Source organism: Aerosakkonema sp. BLCC-F183, assembly GCF_041929145.1.
GTDB lineage: Bacteria > Cyanobacteriota > Cyanobacteriia > Cyanobacteriales > Aerosakkonemataceae > Aerosakkonema.
In genome coordinates this window covers 302,598-322,388 of sequence record NZ_JBHFNU010000102.1, presented here as the reverse complement: position 1 = coordinate 322,388, position 19,791 = coordinate 302,598, and the positions used below count along the sequence as shown (strand labels likewise).

The following is a 19,791-nucleotide window of genomic DNA, read 5'->3' as shown; positions in this document are numbered from 1 at the left end:
CGGTTTCTTCAAGAAACAGGATTTCTGTATATCTCAATCAAGAAAAAACCGCATTAAATGTTTTTAATTCCTGCAAGGTTTACCGCTGGGAGTGGCGTCGGGATAAAAAGTGACGATCGCATCTCTACTCTTGACAAAAACGGCACTGTATGATTTACCCGTATCTCTATCTTGCACTGGTAAAATGCAAGCGCCCTGTGCATTTCCCTGCGCTTTAAATGCTTTGGTTGCATCTAATAGGAGTTCTTTCGCATCGGTGACCAAAGGGTAGCCTTTGAGGGGGTCTCGCCAAGTTCGATCGCCTTTTTTAATTACCACTCCCAAAGTATAAACAACTCCAGGAATTACTTCTTCTTTTTGTAAGTTGTTGGGTAAACGTCCCCCAATTCCTTGATTTTGCAATTGAAGGTATCTACCGAAATAATGCAGTCCGCCAATCTTTGTGGGAGTTTCTAATTCGCCGCAGAAAATATGTTCAAATCCTTCTCGCTTCGACCAAATAGCCGTTAGGTCATCCAGAAATTCTGCTTCTGTATTCCGCACAGGTAGCAGTTGACCGCCGACAGCTTGTTTGATTTCGCGTAGGACATTTGGGTGATTTGACATCAATTGTTTGAAATCGCTGGCTTTTAGTTTAGTGCCTATTTCGCCGCAGGTTTTTAGTACATCTCGATCGAATTCACTCAGTTGGGGTGCTGGTGGTGTGATGTCTACTTTCTTTCCGCGTGGAAAACCAAGCTGTTCTGGGTTATTAACTGTATCAAAAAATAATTTTAACTGTGATGATGAAGTTGCTTGGGCAATCGGGGTAGACAAACGCGATAAAGTGGCTTGGGCGATGGGGGTAGGGGAATAGCTAACTATGGCTACAGCAGCAATTACTTGCCATAATAATGCCTTCGTTAGATTGAGAGCCAATAGATTTATTGTGCGATCGCGTCCGTACCTGCACGCAGTTGTGATATAATACACAATTGAAATCCTCGTGAATTGAGATAAATTTACCTATTTCGGGGAAAATTTACAATAGAAGGGTTAGTGAAATTGTCAGCAAAAAATGGATAAAAAGACATTAGGCTTTATATTTGTTATCCTACTGGCGGGATTTATCATTGCTGGCGACAGCTTGACATTTCTGCCCCCACAGGTACGCAGTGCTAGTGTGCAAAGTCGAAACTTTGTAGTTGGGTTGATTCCCAAATGGATCAGACCTAAAAATCGCGATGCTGCTAGAGAACAAGAGATCCAGAAACTGGAAAAAGGACAAGATCCCAAGCAACAATAGAGTCATAGGTAAATTTTAAATTTTAGATTTCAGATTTCAAATTTCAATAAATCTGCAATTTGAAATCCGAAATCTGAAATTGGTCATTACCAACTAGCAACTACCGAGACTAAGCTTTTTTCAGCCAGCTGAACATTGCCCGCAAATCCTTACCGACTTCCTCAATTGGGTGTTCGGCTTCTTGACGGCGCATGGCAGTAAATCCGGGCTTACCTGCTTGATTTTCTAACACAAATTCACGGGCAAATTGACCGGTTTGAATTTCTTGAAGAATCTTACGCATTTCAGCGCGAGTTTGGTCGTTGACAATGCGAGGGCCACGAGTTAAATCGCCGTATTCCGCTGTGTTGGAGATGCTGTCGCGCATTTTGGCCAAGCCGCCTTCCACAATGAGGTCAACAATGAGTTTGACTTCGTGGAGACATTCAAAATAAGCTAATTCGGGCTGATAGCCAGCAGCCACTAAGGTTTCAAAACCACCTTTGATTAAGGCACTCAAACCGCCGCAGAGTACAACTTGTTCGCCAAATAAATCGGTTTCGGTTTCTTCGCGGAAAGTGGTTTCCAGGATACCGGCGCGAGTACCGCCGATACCTTTAGCGTAAGCCATTGCGCGATCGCGTGCTTGTCCGGTCGCATCTTGATACACTGCAAACAAACAGGGAACTCCTTCTCCCTGTTCGTAAGTGCGCCGCACTAAATGTCCTGGCCCTTTCGGTGCTACCATCACCACATCTACATTTGCGGGGGGAACAACTTGACCGAAGTGGATATTGAAGCCGTGGGCAAAAGACAGTACCTTACCTTCGGTCAAATGCGGTTCGATTTCGTTTTTATAGATTGTTTTTTGGACTTCATCGGGCAACAGGATCATAATCCAGTCTGCTGCTTTGGCGGCATCAGCTACACTGTGGACAGCTAACCCGGCTGCTTCGGCTTTGGCAGTAGATTTACTGCCGGGATACAATCCGACAATAACGTTTATGCCGCTATCTTTGAGGTTGAGGGCGTGAGCGTGGCCTTGAGAACCGTAGCCGATGATGGCAACGGTTTTATTGGCTAATAAGTCTAAATTGGCATCAGCGTCGTAGTACATTCGGGCCATAAGGGCAACTCCTTCGGTGCAAGCGTTGTCGTTCTCTGCAAACTTTTAATCATACCAAAATACGGTGGTGTCAGATCGGTTATGTGGGATACGATTTTGCCAAGAGGAAGCAGGGAGTGCGAGAGCAAACTAGATGGGATGCGATCGCTCTTTCTCAAATACAAGGTTTGGGCGATAATTGTATGCAGCCTTTAAACCTAAACGGCGGGCGCACTTTTATTAAAAATATTTCTTATCAATATATAGTTAGTAGTAAAGCTCAAATCAGCCTGCAACTGATTGAATAAATAAAGCACCTATGATGGATCGAGATCTGGAAAGACCTAACCCCGATTACGAGCGGATAGAATCAGATTTGTTGAGGCGTACTCGCCAATTGGAGATTCTCTGTCGCGCTATTCATCAGCTAAACTTAGCTCTCGAAATACCAGTTGTTATGGGAAGTTTAGTTGCTTCAGCAATGGAATTAGTCGAAGCAGGAGCGGGTACTTATGGCTTGATTAACCAAGATAAAATGTTTTTTAGCGAGTACCGAGAAAATGGAACAATCCGATCCATAAATCTAGTATTTGCACGGGGAGTTGGGGTTCCGGGTAGAGTGATGGAGACAAGGGAATATTACATTTCTAACGCTCCAGCAAATGACCCGCACGTCCTCCCGTACTTGTACGAAGAATTCGGTTTTTATAACATTATCAATATTCCTATTTTTAACCGCCGAGGTGAATTGATAGGCTGCTTTGAACTGCACAACAAAGCAGATAGTCTCCCATTCGATAGTAATGACGTTACAGTACTGCAAAGTTTGGCTGCCAGTGCGGCAGTAGCGTTAGAAAATGCCCAGATATTAAAAGAACGCGAAGAGGCTCTGGAAGCGCTAAGAAAAAGTGAGGAACTATACAAAACATTAGCCAGAAATTTTCCAAACGGTACGGTTGCCTTGTTCGATCGCGAACTCACCTATACAATTGCCGAAGGTACGGAACTGGCTTCGATCGGTCTTTCTAAAAAATCCTTGGAAGGCAAGACACTTTGGGAAATATTCCCGCCTAAATTTTGCGAAATTGCCGAACCAATGTATCAAGCAGCACTAGATGGAAAAGAGACAGTTTCGGAAATATTTTTTGCCAATCGCATCTATCTCTTACATACGCTACCCGTAAAAAATGAGTCAGTCGAAGTTGTTTCTGGCATGGTGATGATGCAAAATATTACCGAGCGCAAGCAAGCTGAAAAAGAACGACAGCAGTTAATATCATTGCTAGAAAATAGTTCTGATTATATTGCCTTAGCTTCTCTGGATGGAAAAATAATATTCCTGAACGATGCGGGTCAAAGACTTGTGGGTATCAATAATATAGAAGAAGCTAAGAGAACTGTGGTATTCGACTTTTTGATGAAAGAAGATATCTGCGATTATATGGAGCGGGTGTTACCGGCGATTATTAGAAACGGACGTTGGGAAGGTGAATATAGGTTTAGGAATTTTCAAAATAATAAGCCAATAATCGTACATAAAAATGCTTTTAGGATTGCGGATGCAAAAACAGGTAAACCAATAGCGATCGCCACAATTAGCCGAGACATCACAGAACGCAAAAGAGCCGAACAGGAAATTATCAAACTCAATGAAGAATTAGAGAAGCGGGTGATGGAAAGAACCTCACAATTGGAAGCAGCTAATAAAGAACTCGAAGCTTTTTCTTATTCAGTTTCTCATGATTTGCGTGCGCCATTGCGAAGTATTGATGGCTTCAGTCAGGCATTACTAGAACGATATGCGGATAAGTTGGATGAGAAAGGCAAACATTACCTGCAACGGGTGCGTGCGGGTAGCCAGCGGATGGCGGAACTGATCGACGATTTGCTCACTTTGTCGAGGGTGACCCGCAGCGAAATGCACCGCACGCAAGTCGATCTGAGCGCTCTAGCCAAAAGCATCTGCCAAGAACTTCAAGAGACACAGCCGCAGCGTCAAGTGGAATGGCAGATTGCAGAAGGACTTGTTGCCCAGGCAGATGCGCGGCTATTGCGAGTCGTTATGGAAAATTTGCTTAACAATGCCTGGAAATTTACTTCCAAGGGTATACGATCGCACATAGAGTTCGGATGCGAACTACAACCGGATGGCCAAATGGCCTACTTTGTGCGCGATAGCGGTGCTGGTTTCGATATGGCTTATGCTGACAAACTCTTCGGTGCTTTTCAACGCCTTCACAATACAGCTGAGTTTCCCGGTACAGGCATCGGGCTAGCAACAGTACAGCGCATCGTTCACCGACACGGCGGTCGAGTGTGGGCAATAGCCGCAGTCGATCGAGGTGCAACTTTCTACTTTACCCTTTAGCAGAAACTAGGGTCTAAAAAAGTCACTCATTCAAAAGTCAAAAGTCAAAAAGAAGAGGGAGGAGGGAAACAGGAAAAATATTAATTCTGCCCCTTTTCCGTTTTCCGTCTTACCGACGCCCGACGCCCGACGCCCTCTTGCCTAAGTCAAAAGTAAACTATTACAAATTACCATTTACCAATTACCAATTGAGAGACGAATGTGAATTACAAAAAAATCTTATTAGTAGAAGATAATCCAGATGATGAAGAGTTAACTTTGTTAGCTTTCGAGGAGAGCAACCTTTTGGGGGAGGTGATGGTAGTACGTGATGGGGCAGAAGCACTGGATTATCTACTGGGTATGGGTGCATACGCAAACCGCGATGTCAGCTTCAAACCATCGGTAGTGCTGCTGGATTTGAAGTTACCTAAAATGGATGGGCTGGAAGTGTTACGCAGGCTGCGTACCGACGAGCGCACAAAATTCATTCCTGTAGTTATTCTTACAACATCGATCGAACAGGAGGATATCATAAAAAGTTATGACTTAGGTTGTAATAGCTACATTCGCAAACCAGTGGACTATCTTCAATTCATTGAAGCTGTAAGGCATATGGGGTTATACTGGCTATTTTTAAACAAAGCACTGTCAACGTAATGGCTAATTTTTCGCTGCGTGTTTTGGTGATAGAGGACTCAGAAGACGATGCTGAGTTACTGGTGTACGAGCTAGAGAGGGGCGGTTATGCCGTTATATACGAACGGGTGGATACGCCTACCGCTATGAGTGCATCTCTAGAGCAACAGGAGTGGGATGTAGCTCTAGCTGACTACTCCCTACCCGGTTTTAGCGCTCCCGCTGCGTTGAATTTATTGAAACAAAAAGGGCTGGACTTGCCTTTTATTATCGTTTCGGGCACTATTGGCGAAGATGTGGCAGTAGCTGCCATGAAAGCAGGAGCCCACGACTATTTGACCAAAGGCAAGCTAGCGCGACTGGTGCCTGCGATCGAGCGCGAATTGCGGGAAGCCCAAGAGCGGCGCATCAGACGCAAAACAGAACAAGCTTTGCGAGAAAACGAAGAACGGTTTCGTTCCCTAATTGAAAATGCTTTAGACATTATTACAGTCATCGGTAGCGATGGAAAAATACGGTACGAAAGTCCTTCTGTAGAGAGAGTTTTAGGCTACAAACCAGAGGAATTAATCGATAAAAGCATTTGGGATTACATTCATTGTGAGGATATCAATAATGTCATCAATACCTTCACTGAAGTAATTCAAAATCCCAGCGTTGCTGCATCCACAGAGATGCGTTTTCAACATAAAAATGCTTCTTGGCGCATTCTGGAAGCAATCAGTAAAAACTTTATCGAACCTTCAGGAGTAACAAGTATTGTTGTCAATTGCCGCGATATTACAGAGCGCAAACTGGCAGAAATTCTACTGCAAAAGCAGGCAGAATCAGAACGTTTGCTTGCAGCGATAACTCTCCGAATTCGACAATCCCTAAATCTAGATGAGATTCTGGCAACGACGGTAGAAGAAATCAGACAATTTTTGCAAGCCGATCGCGTCACTATATATCGCTTTGACAATGAGCAAAATGGCACGCTCATTACAGCTTCAACTACTCCTGATTGGACGATAGAAGAGGCGATCGACCTTCACAAATACTGGTTTAAAGAAGAGCAAAAAGAACAAAATATTTTAAATACCGAGGTGATTAACGATATTGAGCGAGCCAAATTGTCTCCCAAACATTTGGAATTGATGATTCAACTTCAAATCAGGGCAAAGGTTACGGTACCTCTCCTGTGTCGTAAGGAAGAAAGCTCCGGGATGAGTAACGAATCACAGACAGAGAGCAATGCTTTTTTCCCCCCCTCTTCTTTATGGGGAGCAATGGTAGTGCATCAGTGTTCTAGTATACGGCAATGGCAGCAATTTGAAATCGATTTGTTGAAGCAACTGGCAACGCAAGTAGCGATCGCTATCCAACAAGCCCAACTATTCACAAAAGTTCAACAGCAAGCTGAGCGAGAGCAATTACTCAACCAGATCGGTCGGACACTAAACAGCAGCCTCGATCCACAACATATTTTACAGCAAATTGTCCAACTAACAGGACAATGTTTTGGTGTCGATCGGGTAATTTTGTATAGCCTAGAAGCCGAGCAAATTCAAGTACTGAATGAATGGCGAGCCAACGATGAAATACCCTCCATGCTGGATTTCAAAGCGGCTATATCAGATTGGCTAGACCTGCTAGCTCCTGCTTCTAAATGTAACTGTCACAAAGCTTTCCATGCTCCCAATTACGCACGATTGCCCAGCAAGCTGACCCGACAAGTTCAAGCAAAGCAATTGCAGACCCTTTCCGTGCTTAGTGTGCCCATTTTTATTCACGAGCAAATCTTCGGCGGCATTTCATTGCACACCACAATTTCTCAGCGAACCTTTACTCAAGACGAAATTCATATACTGGAGAGAATTGCAGACCAAGCCACAATTGCTCTTTACAATGCCTTAAACTACGAATGCCTGGAAGAATTAGTAAAACAGCGAACTCAAGAATTAGAGCAGGCAAAACTTGCAGCCGAAGCAGCAAGTCGTGCCAAGAGCGAATTTTTGGCTAACACCAGCCACGAATTGCGGACTCCGCTCAACTCGATTTTGGGATTATCTCAGATGTTGATCGAACAGTTTTACGGGCCTCTAAATCCCAAACAATTGGAGTACATGAGTTGCATTCATAGTAGTGGCGAACATCTACTGTCTTTGATTAATGATATTCTCGACTTGGCGAAAGTGGAGGCAGGTAAAGAAGATTTAGACCTGGCCACCATAGTAATTCCCGATTTATGCTATTCTTGCTTATCAATTGTAGGAGAGCGGGCATACAAAAAAGGGTTGAAACTAACAAGTAAAATTGACCCGCAACTGCATTTCTGTATTGCTGACGAACGCCGCTTGCGGCAAATGCTGCTGAATTTGCTCTCGAATGCAATTAAGTTTACTGCTGTAGGTGAAGTCTCTTTAACAGCTTGCAAGCAGCCTCACGGGATATCTTTTACGGTAGTTGATACGGGAATCGGTATTGCTCCAGAAAATATCTCTTCTCTTTTTCAACCCTTCTCTCAGTTGGATAGCAAACTCAACCGAAAATACGAAGGAACGGGTTTGGGATTGGCGCTGACGCGGCGCTTAGCGAGATTGCACGGTGGCGATTTGAGTGTGGAATCCCAACTCGGTAAAGGTAGCAAATTCAGTATTTATTTGCCAGATATACCTGCAAAAATTCCCGAGCCCAAATCCGCTGCAATTACCCCTGTTATTCTGGGAGGGAGCGGAGGAATGGGTAAGTGGGAAAAGGAATAACATTAAGGCAGAAAAATGGGGTAGCTAACCCAGATTCGGTCTGAGTATTAACAACTAAAAGTCTTCTATGGCAAAGGAGTATCTATTCGATAGCCATCAGGAAAAATTGTGGTGCGATCGAACAATGCTTTGGATAAATCGATTTGCTGGGCGCGAAACAAATTGCTACCTGCCAGTTGCGCTCCTTCCAGGTTAGCCTGTTCTAAATTCGCTCTACTTAAATTGGCGTATCGTAAATCAGCGTAACTGAGATCTGCATAATGTAAATCTGCTCCCTGCAAGTTGACACCCGACAAATTTGCAGAGCGTAGATTAGCATAACGCAGATTGGCTCTGGATAGATTCGCACCTTGCAAGTTTGCTTCGGACAGATTGGCTTCGTACAGCTGGGCATCACCTAAGTCAGCAGCTTCCAGTTGAGCTTGGTGCAAATTGGCCCCACTTAGGTTGGCATAGGGCAGATAGGTTCCCCTCAGCTTGCTGCTATTGAGATTAATTTCCCGTAAGTCGGCTTGAAATAAGTAAACTTCGCTCAAGTCGATCGGCTCAAAGTCTCTTTTTCCGCCGGTGTATTGAGCCAACAATTTCTCCGCGCTTAACTGCTCCATCTTGCTGTCGATCTTAAAAGCTTCTACTCTCACGAATTGATAAAAAAAGTTTATATTTAATATCGTGAGTATTTATACTCACGTATTACTGTTAAATGTAAACCGTTGGTAACGGGGGACACATTTTTTCTAATTTTTTTTTAAGATTTGTAAAAGAGATGCACTTGGGGGGGTAGCTAGCGATAACACTTTTGGTGCGGTAAATGCCAAGATCGAAAGGAAATAGAAGCATCTGATAATTTGTATGGCAGAAGTGCGAGGATCGATCGCTCAGCATTACCACGAGCGCACCAAATATGACCCCGAAACGATTGCTACCAAAAGTCAGGGTTTAGACTGGTCGAAGCAACCTGTGCCATTCAAGGAATACAAAATTGGCACTTCCTTTGACCTGAGACCCTATCTGAAACAAGAAACCGAAGCAGCTGTGAGCGCGGAGGTAAAGTGGTGGCGGCGTCTGTCGCAGTTGCTGTTTTGCAGCTACGGCTTGACGGCGAAAATGCCGATGCCGATGATGAATGCAGAGCCGATGTATCTGAGGTCAACGCCTTCCGCCGGTGGGCTGTATCCAGCTGAAGTGTATTTGATTTCTCGCGGGACGCCGCTACTGCCGCCAGGATTGTATAACTATCAGCCCAAAACTCATTCGCTGATTCATTTTTGGGAAAATGATGTTTGGAGGGCTTTGCAAGATGCTTGTTTCTGGCATCCGATTTTAGACAGCACTCAGTTGGCGATCGTCACGACAGCGATTTTTTATCGATCGTCTTGGCGCTATCACGATCGCGCCTATCGACGGATTTATTTAGATACCGGTCATTTACTCGGCAATATCGAGCTAGCCTGCGCGATGAATGACTACCGTCCCCATTTGATTGGCGGTTTTGCCGATGAGTCGGTCAACAACTTGCTTTACCTCAACTCGGAGGAAGAAAGTACTATAACTGTAATTCCTCTGGCAGACTTACTGGATATCAAACAAAACTTGCCGCTAGCTCGGACAGCGTTGCCTTCCGGGACTCAAACCGATTATCCTCAAGTAGCGGATGGGGAATTGCTGGGATATTTCCATCGCGCTACCAGGATTGATTTGTCCAACGCGCCAAAGATGACGGACGCGACAGGGAAATCTTTGCAAGATAAGTACAACTTTCCCTTTTGTCTGAAAGTTTCTACGGCGACAAGGGCGATCGATTGGGGAGAAAAGCTGGAAGCGCTCTTACACAATATTCTCAGACGTCGTTCCACTCGCGCTTACACAGGCGCTAATCTCACTTTGGAGGAACTGAACGCTTTACTGGATTTCACCTATCAACCGCAGCACTACATTGACCAGGGTTTAGATGGTTCTCCAGATTATTTCGATCTGAGTTTAATCGAGACGTTTATTGCTGTCTCAGGGGTGGATGGGTTAGAGGATGGCTGCTATTATTACGCACCGCTAGCCCAAGAATTGCGACAAATTCGCTTTAAAAACTTCCGACGAGAGTTGCATTACTTGTGCCTGGGACAGGAACTGGGACGGGATGCAGGGGCGGTGGTGTTTCACACGGCTGACTTGAAAAGGTCTGTGGCGAAGTATGGCGATCGCGTTTACCGCTATTTGCATATGGACGCGGGTCATCTGGGACAAAGGCTGAATTTGGCTGCTATGCGCTTCAACTTGGGAGTCAGCGGTATCGGTGGCTTTTTTGATGACCAGGTGAATGAAGTGTTGGGTATCCCAGCTGATGAAGCAGTTCTGTACATCACCACTTTGGGGCGTCCGCGATCGTGAGGCGAGTCAAAAGTCAAAAGTCACACGATTTTAGATTTTGGATTTTGGATTGGCTTGGCCTTAAAATGACCGAGCTTTAAATTTGGAAAAATTTTTTGATGATTCTCCTGGAAATAAGAGGCTTGAAACCATTTTTTTCGGTCAAAAGTCCTGACGGGGGTTTAATATATTGATAAGTGTTTTCACTAATTAAAATCCGGCAAATACTGCCATTCAATGATTTATTGAAACTTGGCAAGCGAGCCGCTATATTAACTATCGCTAATTGCTTTCTGTAAAGTCCATTCCATCGGAAATTTCCCTCAATTTAATTTCAAACTTAATTGCTAAAACGGTGTCTTCAGATTCATATTCGCTTAACAGCCATTTATTCTCGGCTGTTTTATTATATTGGATGACGTAATATCTGGCTCAATCGATTAGGATATATTCGCTGAATTGAGCGAACGATCGGAAACAAACTTGTCTTCCAAATTGTAGTTTTTAGTAAATTTGGATAAGGTCTAGTGTTGGTATTGTAGCTCAAGTTGCTACTTCTATCAGTTTTTGAATTTTGAATTTTAACTTTTCACTTTTGATTTGCTAATGTTTCCACCCGAATCGCTAAAATGAATATCGTACCGCTTTGAGTAGATTCCATATAATTGATTATGAAAACACGGGCTGCGATCGCTTGGGAAGCTGGGAAGCCTCTAGAAATTGAAGAGATTGACCTGGAAGGGCCAAAAGCAGGGGAAGTTCTGGTTCGGATTGTGGCGACTGGTGTTTGCCATACGGATGCCTACACCCTTTCAGGTAAAGATCCGGAGGGGATTTTTCCGGCGATTTTAGGGCATGAAGGCGGGGGTATTGTGGAAGAAGTTGGTGCTGGTGTGACTGGCGTTCAACCGGGCGATCGAGTAATTCCGCTGTACATCCCGGAATGCCAACAATGCAAGTTTTGTTTGTCACGAAAAACGAATCTTTGCCAAGCAATTCGTACCACTCAAGGTAAAGGATTGATGCCCGATGGTACGAGTCGATTCAGTAAAAACGGACAGCCGATTTATCATTACATGGGTACTAGCACTTTTAGCGAGTACACTGTATTGCCAGAAATTGCGATCGCTAAGATTAATAAAGACGCACCGTTAGAAAAAGTTTGCCTGTTAGGATGCGGGATTACTACAGGGATTGGTGCTGTATTAAACACAGCGAAAGTGCAACCCGGATCGACAGTTGTTGTATTCGGTTTGGGTGGAATTGGTTTAAGCGTAGTGCAAGGTGCTGTAATGGCGCAAGCAGGACGCATTATTGGAGTTGATATCAATCCCAGTAAATTTGAACTGGCGATGCAGTTGGGCGCAACAGAATGTATCAATCCCAAAGATTACGATCGACCGATTCAGCAAGTAATTATTGACCTCACAGATGGCGGTGCCGATTATACTTTTGAGTGCGTTGGCAATGTCAATTTAATGCGAGCTGCTTTGGAAGCGTGTCACAAGGGATGGGGAGAATCAACTATTATCGGTGTGGCTGGTGCTGGCGAAGAAATTAGCACTCGTCCGTTCCAACTCGTGACTGGTCGCGTGTGGCGGGGTAGTGCGTTTGGTGGTGTGAAAGGACGATCGCAACTTCCCGGATATGTAGAACAGTATTTGTCCGGCGAAATTCAGATCGATCCGTTCATCACTCAGACGATGCCTTTAGAAGAAATCAACACCGCATTCGATTTGATGCACGCTGGTAAAAGCATTCGTTCTGTAATTTTGTACAGATAAAAATTCATGTCTCAACAACTTCCTACTGACATCACTTCAGTCAGCCGTAACCGGAGTTTTGATGGTTGGCAAAATGTCTATCGCCATTACTCCCAAGTACTCAACTGCCAAATGAATTTTGGCGTGTATTTACCACCGCAAGCTGAGTCTCAATCTTGCCCAGTTCTCTATTGGTTGAGTGGATTAACTTGCACAGAACAAAATTTCATCACCAAAGCGGGAGCGCAACAATATGCGGCGAAATATGGCTTAATTGTAGTTGCTCCCGATACCAGTCCTCGCGGTTGCAATTTGCCAGGAGAAGAGGAAAGTTGGGATTTGGGAACGGGTGCGGGATTTTATGTGAATGCTACGCAAATGCCTTGGGCAAAGCATTATCGAATGTACGATTATGTGGTATCGGAATTACCGCAAGTTATTGCGGCTAACTTCCCTGTTTTGTCCGATCGTCGTGGCATTTTCGGACATTCAATGGGGGGATACGGTGCTTTAGCGATCGCGCTCAAAAATCCGGGTATGTTTAAAAGTATCTCAGCTTTTGCTCCGATTGTCGCTCCCTCGCAAGTTCCGTGGGGACAAAAAGCTTTTCGGAATTATTTGGGCGACAATGAATCTGACTGGATCGGTTACGATCCAACCTATTTGGTGAAGCTGACTTCAGAACGATTGCCAATTTTGATCGATCAGGGAGACGCAGACCAATTTTTGGAAGAACAATTGCGTCCGGATATTTTTGCTAAAGCTTGTGCGGAAGTCAATCATCCCCTGACTCTACGCCAACAACTCGGTTACGATCACAGTTACTATTTCATTGCGTCATTTATTGGCGATCATTTTGCACACCATGCTGCTGCTTTGGGTAAAGTATAGATTAGGAATACTTACTTAAGGACTTACGACAAACAAAGTAAGTATTACCAGTCGATCGCTCTACTCCCAGTTCGCGTTCTGCATCATAAACGCTGACTTCCGTAAAGCCCACATTTTCCAGCGCATATTGAATTTCTGCGCTGGAATAACATTTTTCTTGAATCGTTGTATCTGTGCGCTGCCAGTTTCCTTCTACGAGTTGGAATATGGTGACTTTAAGTTCGCCAATTTTGTTTTCTGGATCGTAGATCTGCCGAACTGCCCAAGCATAATCATCTTTAATATCGCCAGACATACTACCATTCCAATCTGACTGATATTCTGCTTCCAAATATACGTTGAAGACAAACAAGCCATTTTCCAGCAGTGCTGCATAAACATTTCGGAAGACGCTTGTCAATTCCTCAAGGTTCATCACATAGTTGAGGGAGCCAGTTGTCGAAATCACTGCATGAAAAGTTGGAGGCTGTTTAAAAAAACGTGCATCATCTAGTAAAAATTCACCGCTAGGTGCATTTTTTCGAGCATAATCTAACATTTCTTCAGAGCCATCGATTCCAGTTAATTGGTAGCCTCTTTTTAGTAGCTGTTGTGTCACTTGTCCAGAACCACAACAAAGGTCAATAATCCGCGCTCTTTCGGGGATGTGCGGTATCAGCAATTTCTCCAAAGGTGGTATGGTTTTCTTGGCAATATCCGCTGCCCAATATTCGTTATATATTCTGGCAAAGGGGTTGTATGCGTTATAAACAGTTGCTAAAGACATCAAAGGTTTTTCCTGGCGCTATGAGTGGGGTTGAAATCATCGGGACTTATATGTAGGAAGCTTGGAGAGAAACTTTTGGTAAGAAGCCTCCATCTTGCAGTTCTGCGACGCTATCTTTAACAGCTTGAATGATGCGATCGCAATCTTCATCTGTATGAGATGTAGACAAGAAATTACCTACACCTCGCAAGAGAATTCCCTTGTCGATGAGATGGTAAAATAACAGATCCATAATTGCCGAAAAAGTCGAATTATCCGAATCATCATTACCTGAGACAGCAGGGCCAAACAGAGAACCAAAATTCGCTAACCGGATGGGTAATCCTTCTTTTTCAAAGTAATTATTCAGCGTTATCACCAACTGAGACGTGCGTTGATTCAAATTTTCCTGAAGTGCAGAACCCTGCATTTTTAAATGTTTTAGTACGGCGCGTGCAGCAGCTATTGACAGTGGATGCTTGCAGTGCGTGCCTGCAAAAAATGTCTTTTTCGTCTGAGGAGAAGAGTTATCGCCATAGTTCCACATACCGCCATCAATGGCATCCATATAAACAGCTTTGCCGGCGATAATTCCGATCGGCATACCGCCACCGACAATTTTTCCATAAGTAGCAATGTCTGCTTGAATGCCAAAGTAAGCTTGCGCTCCTCCGGGATGAATTCGGAAACCTGTCACCATTTCATCAAAGATTAACGGTATATCCGATTCTTTTGTTAATTGCCTTAATTGCAACAGAAATTCTTTGGGTTGAAAGTTTGGTCGCCGAGTTTGTACGGGTTCAACTAGAACAGCCGCTAATTCATTTTTCTGGGATTCGATCATCTCAAGTGACTGAGGATTTCCGTAATCTAAAACCAAAATATCTGCAACGAAATTTGGCAGGACTCCGGGAGCGATCGGCGTTGCTTGCGCTTTGGCTAGCGTGCCATCAAAATGACCGTGATAAGAACCAGAAAATAAAACAATCTTATGACGACCTGTTACCGCTCTGGCTATACGCACTGCTGTCATTACTGCTTCTGTGCCTGTATTGCTAAAGGTAACTCGTTCCATTTGTGTCAATTGGCAAATTAATTCAGCCACTTCACCCACAAGTTCTATTTGTGGCCCTATCTGGATGCCTAGTTCGAGTTGCTCTTGCAATGCTTCTTTGATAAAAGGTGGATTGTGACCGAAGAGATTGATTCCGAATCCCATGATTAGGTCGATATATTCGTTGCCATCGATATCCCATATTTTGGAACCTAAAGATTGCTTGGCCACAATCGGATACAACATTTCTTTGACAAAAAAGTTGAATCCATCCGAAACTCTGGGATCGGCTAGAATCGGGCGATATTTTTGGGTGAATTGTTTGGATGTTTGGGTGCGCTTGTTATAGCGATCGATAAATTTACTCAGATAACTTTGCGGCAAATTAACTGCTTCTTGAATCATGTATAATTACCTCAGCTTTTGGGAAATGAGTATTCAAGTTTTTGACTAGACGGGGAATCTAAAAAGCCGCTACGAATCAAGTATGAAAAGTAAGTGCTAAGCAATTGTGCATCTACTGGCGGACAGGCGATCGATGTTTCTGCCAGTCCATTAATGGTATTTTGGCAGTCGAATTCCAGCACCGCTTTACTATCATCAACAGAAACTGTTTCGGAAAACGTAGAGACAAGCGGATACAAAGCATTTTCCGGTGAATTATCCGCAATATTAAGTAGTTTTGCTTGCCAACTTTCATCGGATATTTCCTCAAGTGGATAACCCATCGCACGAATCCAATTAACTAATTCATGCCAATGTGCAGGTTGAGGATTTACTAAGTGAAAGTTTTGACCCAGCGATTGTTTCTGTTTGGATAAATGAACGATCGCTTTGCTGGCATAATCTACAGGAGTAATGTTTGCGATCGCGTCCAAATTGGGGGCATATCCGAGTTGGATACAGCCTTTAATTGTTCTGAAGGTATGGTCATTTGTATTGCAAGCACCAGTTCGACTATGCCCGGAAATACGTCCCAGTCTGTAAATAGCGACTGGAATATCTCTGGAACGGGCAATTGTTACTAATTTTTCAGCAACCCATTTACTTTGAGCGTAGCCTCCATTGATTACTTCGCTATTGTCGATTTCATCTTCTTCTCGAACAACACGAACTTTGTCAGCACTTGCTGAGGAAAAAACCGACGTTGTGGAGATAAAATGCACTGGTTTAAGTTTAGCTTGACTTGCCAATCTCAGGATTTCCTGTGTTCCCAAAACATTGGCAGCTTTTAAGGCAGAGTAAGGATAAGTGAAATTAACTAATGCGCCATTGTGATAGATGACATCGAGTTGATTTGCCATCATCAAAAACTGCTCTTGTGAAAGTCCGAAAAGCGGTTTAGACAAATCTCCTACGATGGGAATAATCCGGTAACTCTGACTTTCATCCCAAAGTAAATAAGATTTTAGTGTGCTTTCAATTCTTTGTTTTCCTTCTATTGTATTGGCGGAACGAACCAAACAATAAATATCTGCTTCAGTTTGTTGTAAGAGTTCGTAGAGTAAGAACGATCCTACAAAACCTGTTACTCCAGTCAATAAGATATTTTTCGGTGCGCTGATGAATTTTACAGGTAGCTTATTTGGGCGAATTGTGGGGTCTAGAACAGCTTCTGCATTGAGATCCGCATCTTGTCTGCTAATTTTTTCTGTTCCCACTGTCATCTTGATGCGATCGCTCATCCCTGCCACGGTAGGCGCTTCAAACATACTACCCAAGGATAAACTCACCTGAAAAGTATTTCGCACCTTTGCCAAAAGCTGAGTCATTAATAAGGAATGTCCGCCCAACTCGAAAAAGTTGTCATAAACCCCTACTTTTTCTATACCTAAAACTTCCGCCCAGATGTCTGCTAACATCTTTTCCACAGGGGTACGAGGTGCGACAAAAACTGCTTCCAAATCCGGGCGTACTCGCTCAGGTGCAGGTAGCGATCGCCTATCGACTTTGCCATTAGGTGTTAGCGGTAAAGCCTTCAGCATTACGTAGGCAGAAGGCACCATATATTCAGGCAATTTCTCTTTCAAAAAGCCACTCAAATTGCTAATTGTGGGAGCAGATTCTTGAGATGGTACTGCATAAGCGACTAAGCGTTTGTTACCTGGCTCATCTTCTCTCGCAATTACTACTGCTTCCCGCACTTGTGGATGTTGAAGTAGTAATGCTTCAATTTCTCCGATTTCAATGCGGAAGCCGCGAATTTTTACTTGATGATCGATGCGACCGAGAAATTCTATGTTGCCATCGGGTAAGTATCTGGCTAAATCTCCCGTTTTGTAAAGACGATTTGAAGTATTTTTACCTTCTGCCTTCTGCCCTCTGCCTTCTGCCTTTATAAAAGGATTCGGGATAAACTTTTCCGCAGTTAAATCCGGTCGGTTAAGATAACCTCTGGCTACACCAACACCACTGATATACAATTCGCCAGCAACGCCGATGGGAACAGGTTGCAAATAGGAATCGAGTATATAAATTTGGGTGTTAGCAATCGGACGACCTATCGGTACTTGCGTTTTTGATAGTTGCGATCGGCAATGATATACACTGCTCCAAACTGTTACTTCGGTAGGGCCATATTCGTTGAATAGAGATGTTTCGGGAATGCGTTTGAGATGATGTTCAACTAACTCTTTTGAACAAGCTTCACCCGCGACGATAACAGCGCGAAGCGAAACTAACTGTTCGGTTTTTGCTTGCGCCAACATTAGGGAATAAAGAGAAGGAAGACTTAATAAATGGGAGATGCGATGTTGGGTAATTAATTCTACGATACTTTGAGGTTCGCGTTGTATGCCTTCAGCAGGAATGTGAAGAGTTCCGCCTTGGCAAAGCGTCCAAAATATACCCGCTACAGAACTATCAAAAGCGAAGGATGAAAGTAATAAAAAGCTGCTGACAGGTTCTTGATAGTAAGTCAGGCGAGCGTTTGTGGAATTAACTATGTTTTGATGGGTGATCTGGACTCCTTTTGGTTTTCCGGTAGAACCAGAAGTGTAGATAACATAGGCGAGGTGAGAAGGCGTGATATCGGTAAGCGGGTTTGACTGGCTTTGCTGTGCGATCGCTTCCGAATCTGCATCCAAACAAACTACTTTTGTTGTCGGTCGATCGCCAATCACTTTTGATAAATGACCGCTGAGCAAAGATGGCTGAGTTAATAACACTGGCGTTTGAGCATCTTCTAACATGAAAGCTAACCGCTCTTGAGGATAGCTAGGGTCGAGGGGTATGTAGGCTCCGCCAGCTTTGAGAATACCGAGAATACCGATGAACATTTCGAGCGATCGCTCTACACAAATCCCTACCATTACCTCTGGTTTGACTCCCAATTCTTGCAGGTAATGAGCTACTTGGTTAGCGCGTTGGTTGAGTTCGCTGTATGTTAGCTGGTGATTCTCAAATACGAGGGCAATATTGTTTGGTGTACGTTGAACTTGTGCCTCGAAAAGTTGGTGGATGCACTTGTGTTTTGGATAATCGGTTTCCGTATTATTGAACTCGAATAAAAGTTGTTGAAGTTCGCGATCGCTGAGCAGATTTAGTTGTGCGATCGCGTAGTGGGACGGATGTGCGATCGCGCTTTGCAATAAAGTTTCAAATTGTCCTGCTAAACGCTTGATATCCTCTGCCGATAACAAGTGTGCATTGTAGTGAAACTCTGCAATTATCGCATCTTTTGTACGCACGCAGGAAAGCTTGATTTTAAACGGTTCGATGCAAGCAAACTGCTTGGTAATGGCAAAAGAAATATCTGCGATCGAATGGTTAGCATAACCCTCTTCAAACTCAAAACTAAAAGGGCAAAAAGGCACGCCAACCGCGCTTGCATCGGAGCCAACTATTTCTTCCCAAGTAAAACAATCTTCCCATTTGTAAATCTCTTCCAGCGATTCACCAAGCTGTTTCAATACCTCATTGAAACGGTAGTTATCTTCCAGATGAAACGACAAAGGCAAATATTTGGCAAACAAACCTAAAGCTGACTTTAATTCGGCATATTTTCGCCCATCAGTCCCAATACCGACAATAATATCTTGCCCGGTTAAACGCCAGAGTAAAATCTGCCAACAAGCTAAGAGAAATATAGAAACGGAAGTATTATTTTCGTTAACCAGTTCTTCAATTTTTTTCGTCAAACCAGAATCTATAGTTATACTGATAACTTCTGGTTGAAACTCCGCCTTTCCCAAAATATCCTTTTCTACAGGAAGAGTTAAATTCAAAAACGCAGAGATATCCTGTTTGCGCCAATATTCTCTGCCTATTTTCGTCTCCTCTGCCTCCAGTAATTCATGTTGCCATTCAGCAATATCGGCATATTGCAGCGGTTCTTCGTTTACTTCTTCACCTAGTAAAGAATTAGCATAATAAATGCTAAGTTCGCACACCAAATTCTTGATACTTGTAGGATCGGCATTCATCGCAGGTAAGCCGATCGACAATACGTGCTTGTCAGAGGAGAGAGTAGCTAGAAAGGTATGCAAAATAGGGCCTTTCTCGAAGTCGATCGGCAATTGCTTTAATTCGTTAAAAAGCGCTTCAATTTTAGCTTCCTGTTCTTCAGCACTTAAATCGCTTAGGTCGTAATCCTCCCATTTAATACTGGAATCAGAAATTACCTGAACAGGCAACCTCATTCCTGGCAAGTAATGAAAAGTAGTCCGAAATATTTCGTATTTATTAACAATCTTCTTTAAGACAGATTTTAAAATTTTTGGGCTAATGTTTCCCTCAATCGATACAGCGCATTGGACACGGTACGGCAAGCTATTACCAACTTGCTGAACTAACCAGAGATGTTCTTGATGAGGCGAAAGCCGAAATCCTTCAGTTATTGTTGCTTGCATAATTGCCATTGTTTTTCCTTAGCCT

General features: G+C 43.6%; 14 protein-coding genes. 8 read left to right on the top strand and 6 right to left on the bottom strand.

Going from position 1 to position 19,791, the window contains the following annotated elements:
• Nucleotides 1–63 precede the first annotated feature (63 nt).
• Complete coding sequence (locus ACE1CD_RS30380) at nucleotides 64–972, bottom strand: EndoU domain-containing protein (protein ID WP_374827158.1); 909 nt, start codon at nucleotides 970–972, stop codon at nucleotides 64–66.
• Between the two features lie 85 nt (nucleotides 973–1,057).
• Here ACE1CD_RS30380 and ACE1CD_RS30375 point away from each other — a divergent pair, with 85 nt between their 5' ends.
• A complete protein-coding gene (locus ACE1CD_RS30375; RefSeq protein ID WP_374800368.1) occupies nucleotides 1,058–1,285 on the top strand; it encodes a hypothetical protein in 228 nt (75 codons plus the stop codon).
• Between the two features lie 109 nt (nucleotides 1,286–1,394).
• On the opposite strand, the gene ilvC is transcribed toward ACE1CD_RS30375, so the two are convergent.
• Nucleotides 1,395–2,390: a ketol-acid reductoisomerase gene (ilvC, locus tag ACE1CD_RS30370; RefSeq protein ID WP_190474874.1), complete on the bottom strand. Its 996-nt coding sequence runs from the start codon at nucleotides 2,388–2,390 to the stop codon at nucleotides 1,395–1,397.
• Between the two features lie 83 nt (nucleotides 2,391–2,473).
• Between ilvC and ACE1CD_RS30365 the strand changes: the two genes are divergently transcribed.
• The 4 genes from ACE1CD_RS30365 to ACE1CD_RS30350 all read left to right on the top strand — a co-directional run bounded on the left by ACE1CD_RS30365 (nucleotide 2,474) and on the right by ACE1CD_RS30350 (nucleotide 8,099).
• Nucleotides 2,474–2,677, top strand: a complete 204-nt coding sequence (locus ACE1CD_RS30365; RefSeq protein ID WP_374827156.1) for a hypothetical protein — start codon at nucleotides 2,474–2,476, stop codon at nucleotides 2,675–2,677.
• A gap of 11 nt (nucleotides 2,678–2,688) precedes the next feature.
• Complete coding sequence (locus tag ACE1CD_RS30360) at nucleotides 2,689–4,737, top strand: PAS domain S-box protein (protein ID WP_374827155.1); 2,049 nt, start codon at nucleotides 2,689–2,691, stop codon at nucleotides 4,735–4,737.
• 201 nt (nucleotides 4,738–4,938) lie between these two features.
• Nucleotides 4,939–5,376 carry a response regulator gene (locus ACE1CD_RS30355; protein WP_374800362.1) on the top strand — a complete coding sequence of 146 codons (438 nt, stop codon included), beginning with the start codon at nucleotides 4,939–4,941 and terminating at the stop codon, nucleotides 5,374–5,376.
• Nucleotides 5,376–8,099 (top strand): GAF domain-containing protein, encoded by a 2,724-nt coding sequence (locus ACE1CD_RS30350; protein ID WP_374827153.1) that lies wholly within the window; start codon nucleotides 5,376–5,378, stop codon nucleotides 8,097–8,099. Before ACE1CD_RS30355 ends, ACE1CD_RS30350 begins: the two co-directional genes overlap by 1 nt.
• A 65-nt stretch (nucleotides 8,100–8,164) precedes the next feature.
• Here ACE1CD_RS30350 and ACE1CD_RS30345 read toward each other — a convergent pair whose 3' ends face one another.
• Nucleotides 8,165–8,707 carry a pentapeptide repeat-containing protein gene (locus tag ACE1CD_RS30345; protein ID WP_374827151.1) on the bottom strand — a complete coding sequence of 181 codons (543 nt, stop codon included), beginning with the start codon at nucleotides 8,705–8,707 and terminating at the stop codon, nucleotides 8,165–8,167.
• A gap of 244 nt (nucleotides 8,708–8,951) precedes the next feature.
• Here ACE1CD_RS30345 and ACE1CD_RS30340 point away from each other — a divergent pair, with 244 nt between their 5' ends.
• From ACE1CD_RS30340 to fghA, 3 genes are all read left to right on the top strand, one after another.
• On the top strand, nucleotides 8,952–10,484 hold the full coding sequence (locus ACE1CD_RS30340) for a SagB/ThcOx family dehydrogenase (RefSeq protein WP_374800358.1): 1,533 nt from the start codon (nucleotides 8,952–8,954) through the stop codon (nucleotides 10,482–10,484).
• A 650-nt stretch (nucleotides 10,485–11,134) separates the two neighbouring features.
• A complete protein-coding gene (locus ACE1CD_RS30335; RefSeq protein WP_374827149.1) occupies nucleotides 11,135–12,247 on the top strand; it encodes an S-(hydroxymethyl)glutathione dehydrogenase/class III alcohol dehydrogenase in 1,113 nt (370 codons plus the stop codon).
• A gap of 30 nt (nucleotides 12,248–12,277) precedes the next feature.
• Entirely contained in the window at nucleotides 12,278–13,117 is an 840-nt protein-coding gene (gene fghA, locus ACE1CD_RS30330) for an S-formylglutathione hydrolase (protein WP_374827189.1), read from the top strand.
• Between the two features lies 1 nt (nucleotide 13,118).
• Here fghA and ACE1CD_RS30325 read toward each other — a convergent pair whose 3' ends face one another.
• The 3 genes from ACE1CD_RS30325 to ACE1CD_RS30315 are packed head-to-tail and all read right to left on the bottom strand — an operon-like array spanning nucleotide 13,119 to nucleotide 19,775.
• Entirely contained in the window at nucleotides 13,119–13,883 is a 765-nt protein-coding gene (locus ACE1CD_RS30325) for a class I SAM-dependent DNA methyltransferase (RefSeq protein WP_374800354.1), read from the bottom strand.
• A 46-nt stretch (nucleotides 13,884–13,929) separates the two neighbouring features.
• Nucleotides 13,930–15,321, bottom strand: coding sequence for an aspartate aminotransferase family protein (locus ACE1CD_RS30320; RefSeq protein WP_374827147.1), 1,392 nt, complete (start codon nucleotides 15,319–15,321; stop codon nucleotides 13,930–13,932).
• Between the two features lie 11 nt (nucleotides 15,322–15,332).
• Nucleotides 15,333–19,775 carry an amino acid adenylation domain-containing protein gene (locus tag ACE1CD_RS30315; RefSeq protein WP_374827145.1) on the bottom strand — a complete coding sequence of 1,481 codons (4,443 nt, stop codon included), beginning with the start codon at nucleotides 19,773–19,775 and terminating at the stop codon, nucleotides 15,333–15,335.
• Between the last annotated feature and the right edge of the window lie 16 nt (nucleotides 19,776–19,791).

What these genes read in the sequence shown, in the direction of transcription:
- ACE1CD_RS30375 (WP_374800368.1), top strand. Translation starts at nt 1,058, where the DNA reads ATGGATAAAAAGACATTAGGCTTTATATTTGTTATCCTACTGGCGGGA.
- ilvC (WP_190474874.1), bottom strand. Translation starts at nt 2,390, where the DNA reads ATGGCCCGAATGTACTACGACGCTGATGCCAATTTAGACTTATTAGCC.
- ACE1CD_RS30360 (WP_374827155.1), top strand. Translation starts at nt 2,689, where the DNA reads ATGATGGATCGAGATCTGGAAAGACCTAACCCCGATTACGAGCGGATA.
- ACE1CD_RS30350 (WP_374827153.1), top strand. Translation starts at nt 5,376, where the DNA reads ATGGCTAATTTTTCGCTGCGTGTTTTGGTGATAGAGGACTCAGAAGAC.
- ACE1CD_RS30345 (WP_374827151.1), bottom strand. Translation starts at nt 8,707, where the DNA reads ATGGAGCAGTTAAGCGCGGAGAAATTGTTGGCTCAATACACCGGCGGA.
- ACE1CD_RS30340 (WP_374800358.1), top strand. Translation starts at nt 8,952, where the DNA reads ATGGCAGAAGTGCGAGGATCGATCGCTCAGCATTACCACGAGCGCACC.
- ACE1CD_RS30335 (WP_374827149.1), top strand. Translation starts at nt 11,135, where the DNA reads ATGAAAACACGGGCTGCGATCGCTTGGGAAGCTGGGAAGCCTCTAGAA.
- ACE1CD_RS30325 (WP_374800354.1), bottom strand. Translation starts at nt 13,883, where the DNA reads ATGTCTTTAGCAACTGTTTATAACGCATACAACCCCTTTGCCAGAATA.
- ACE1CD_RS30320 (WP_374827147.1), bottom strand. Translation starts at nt 15,321, where the DNA reads ATGATTCAAGAAGCAGTTAATTTGCCGCAAAGTTATCTGAGTAAATTT.
- ACE1CD_RS30315 (WP_374827145.1), bottom strand. Translation starts at nt 19,775, where the DNA reads ATGGCAATTATGCAAGCAACAATAACTGAAGGATTTCGGCTTTCGCCT.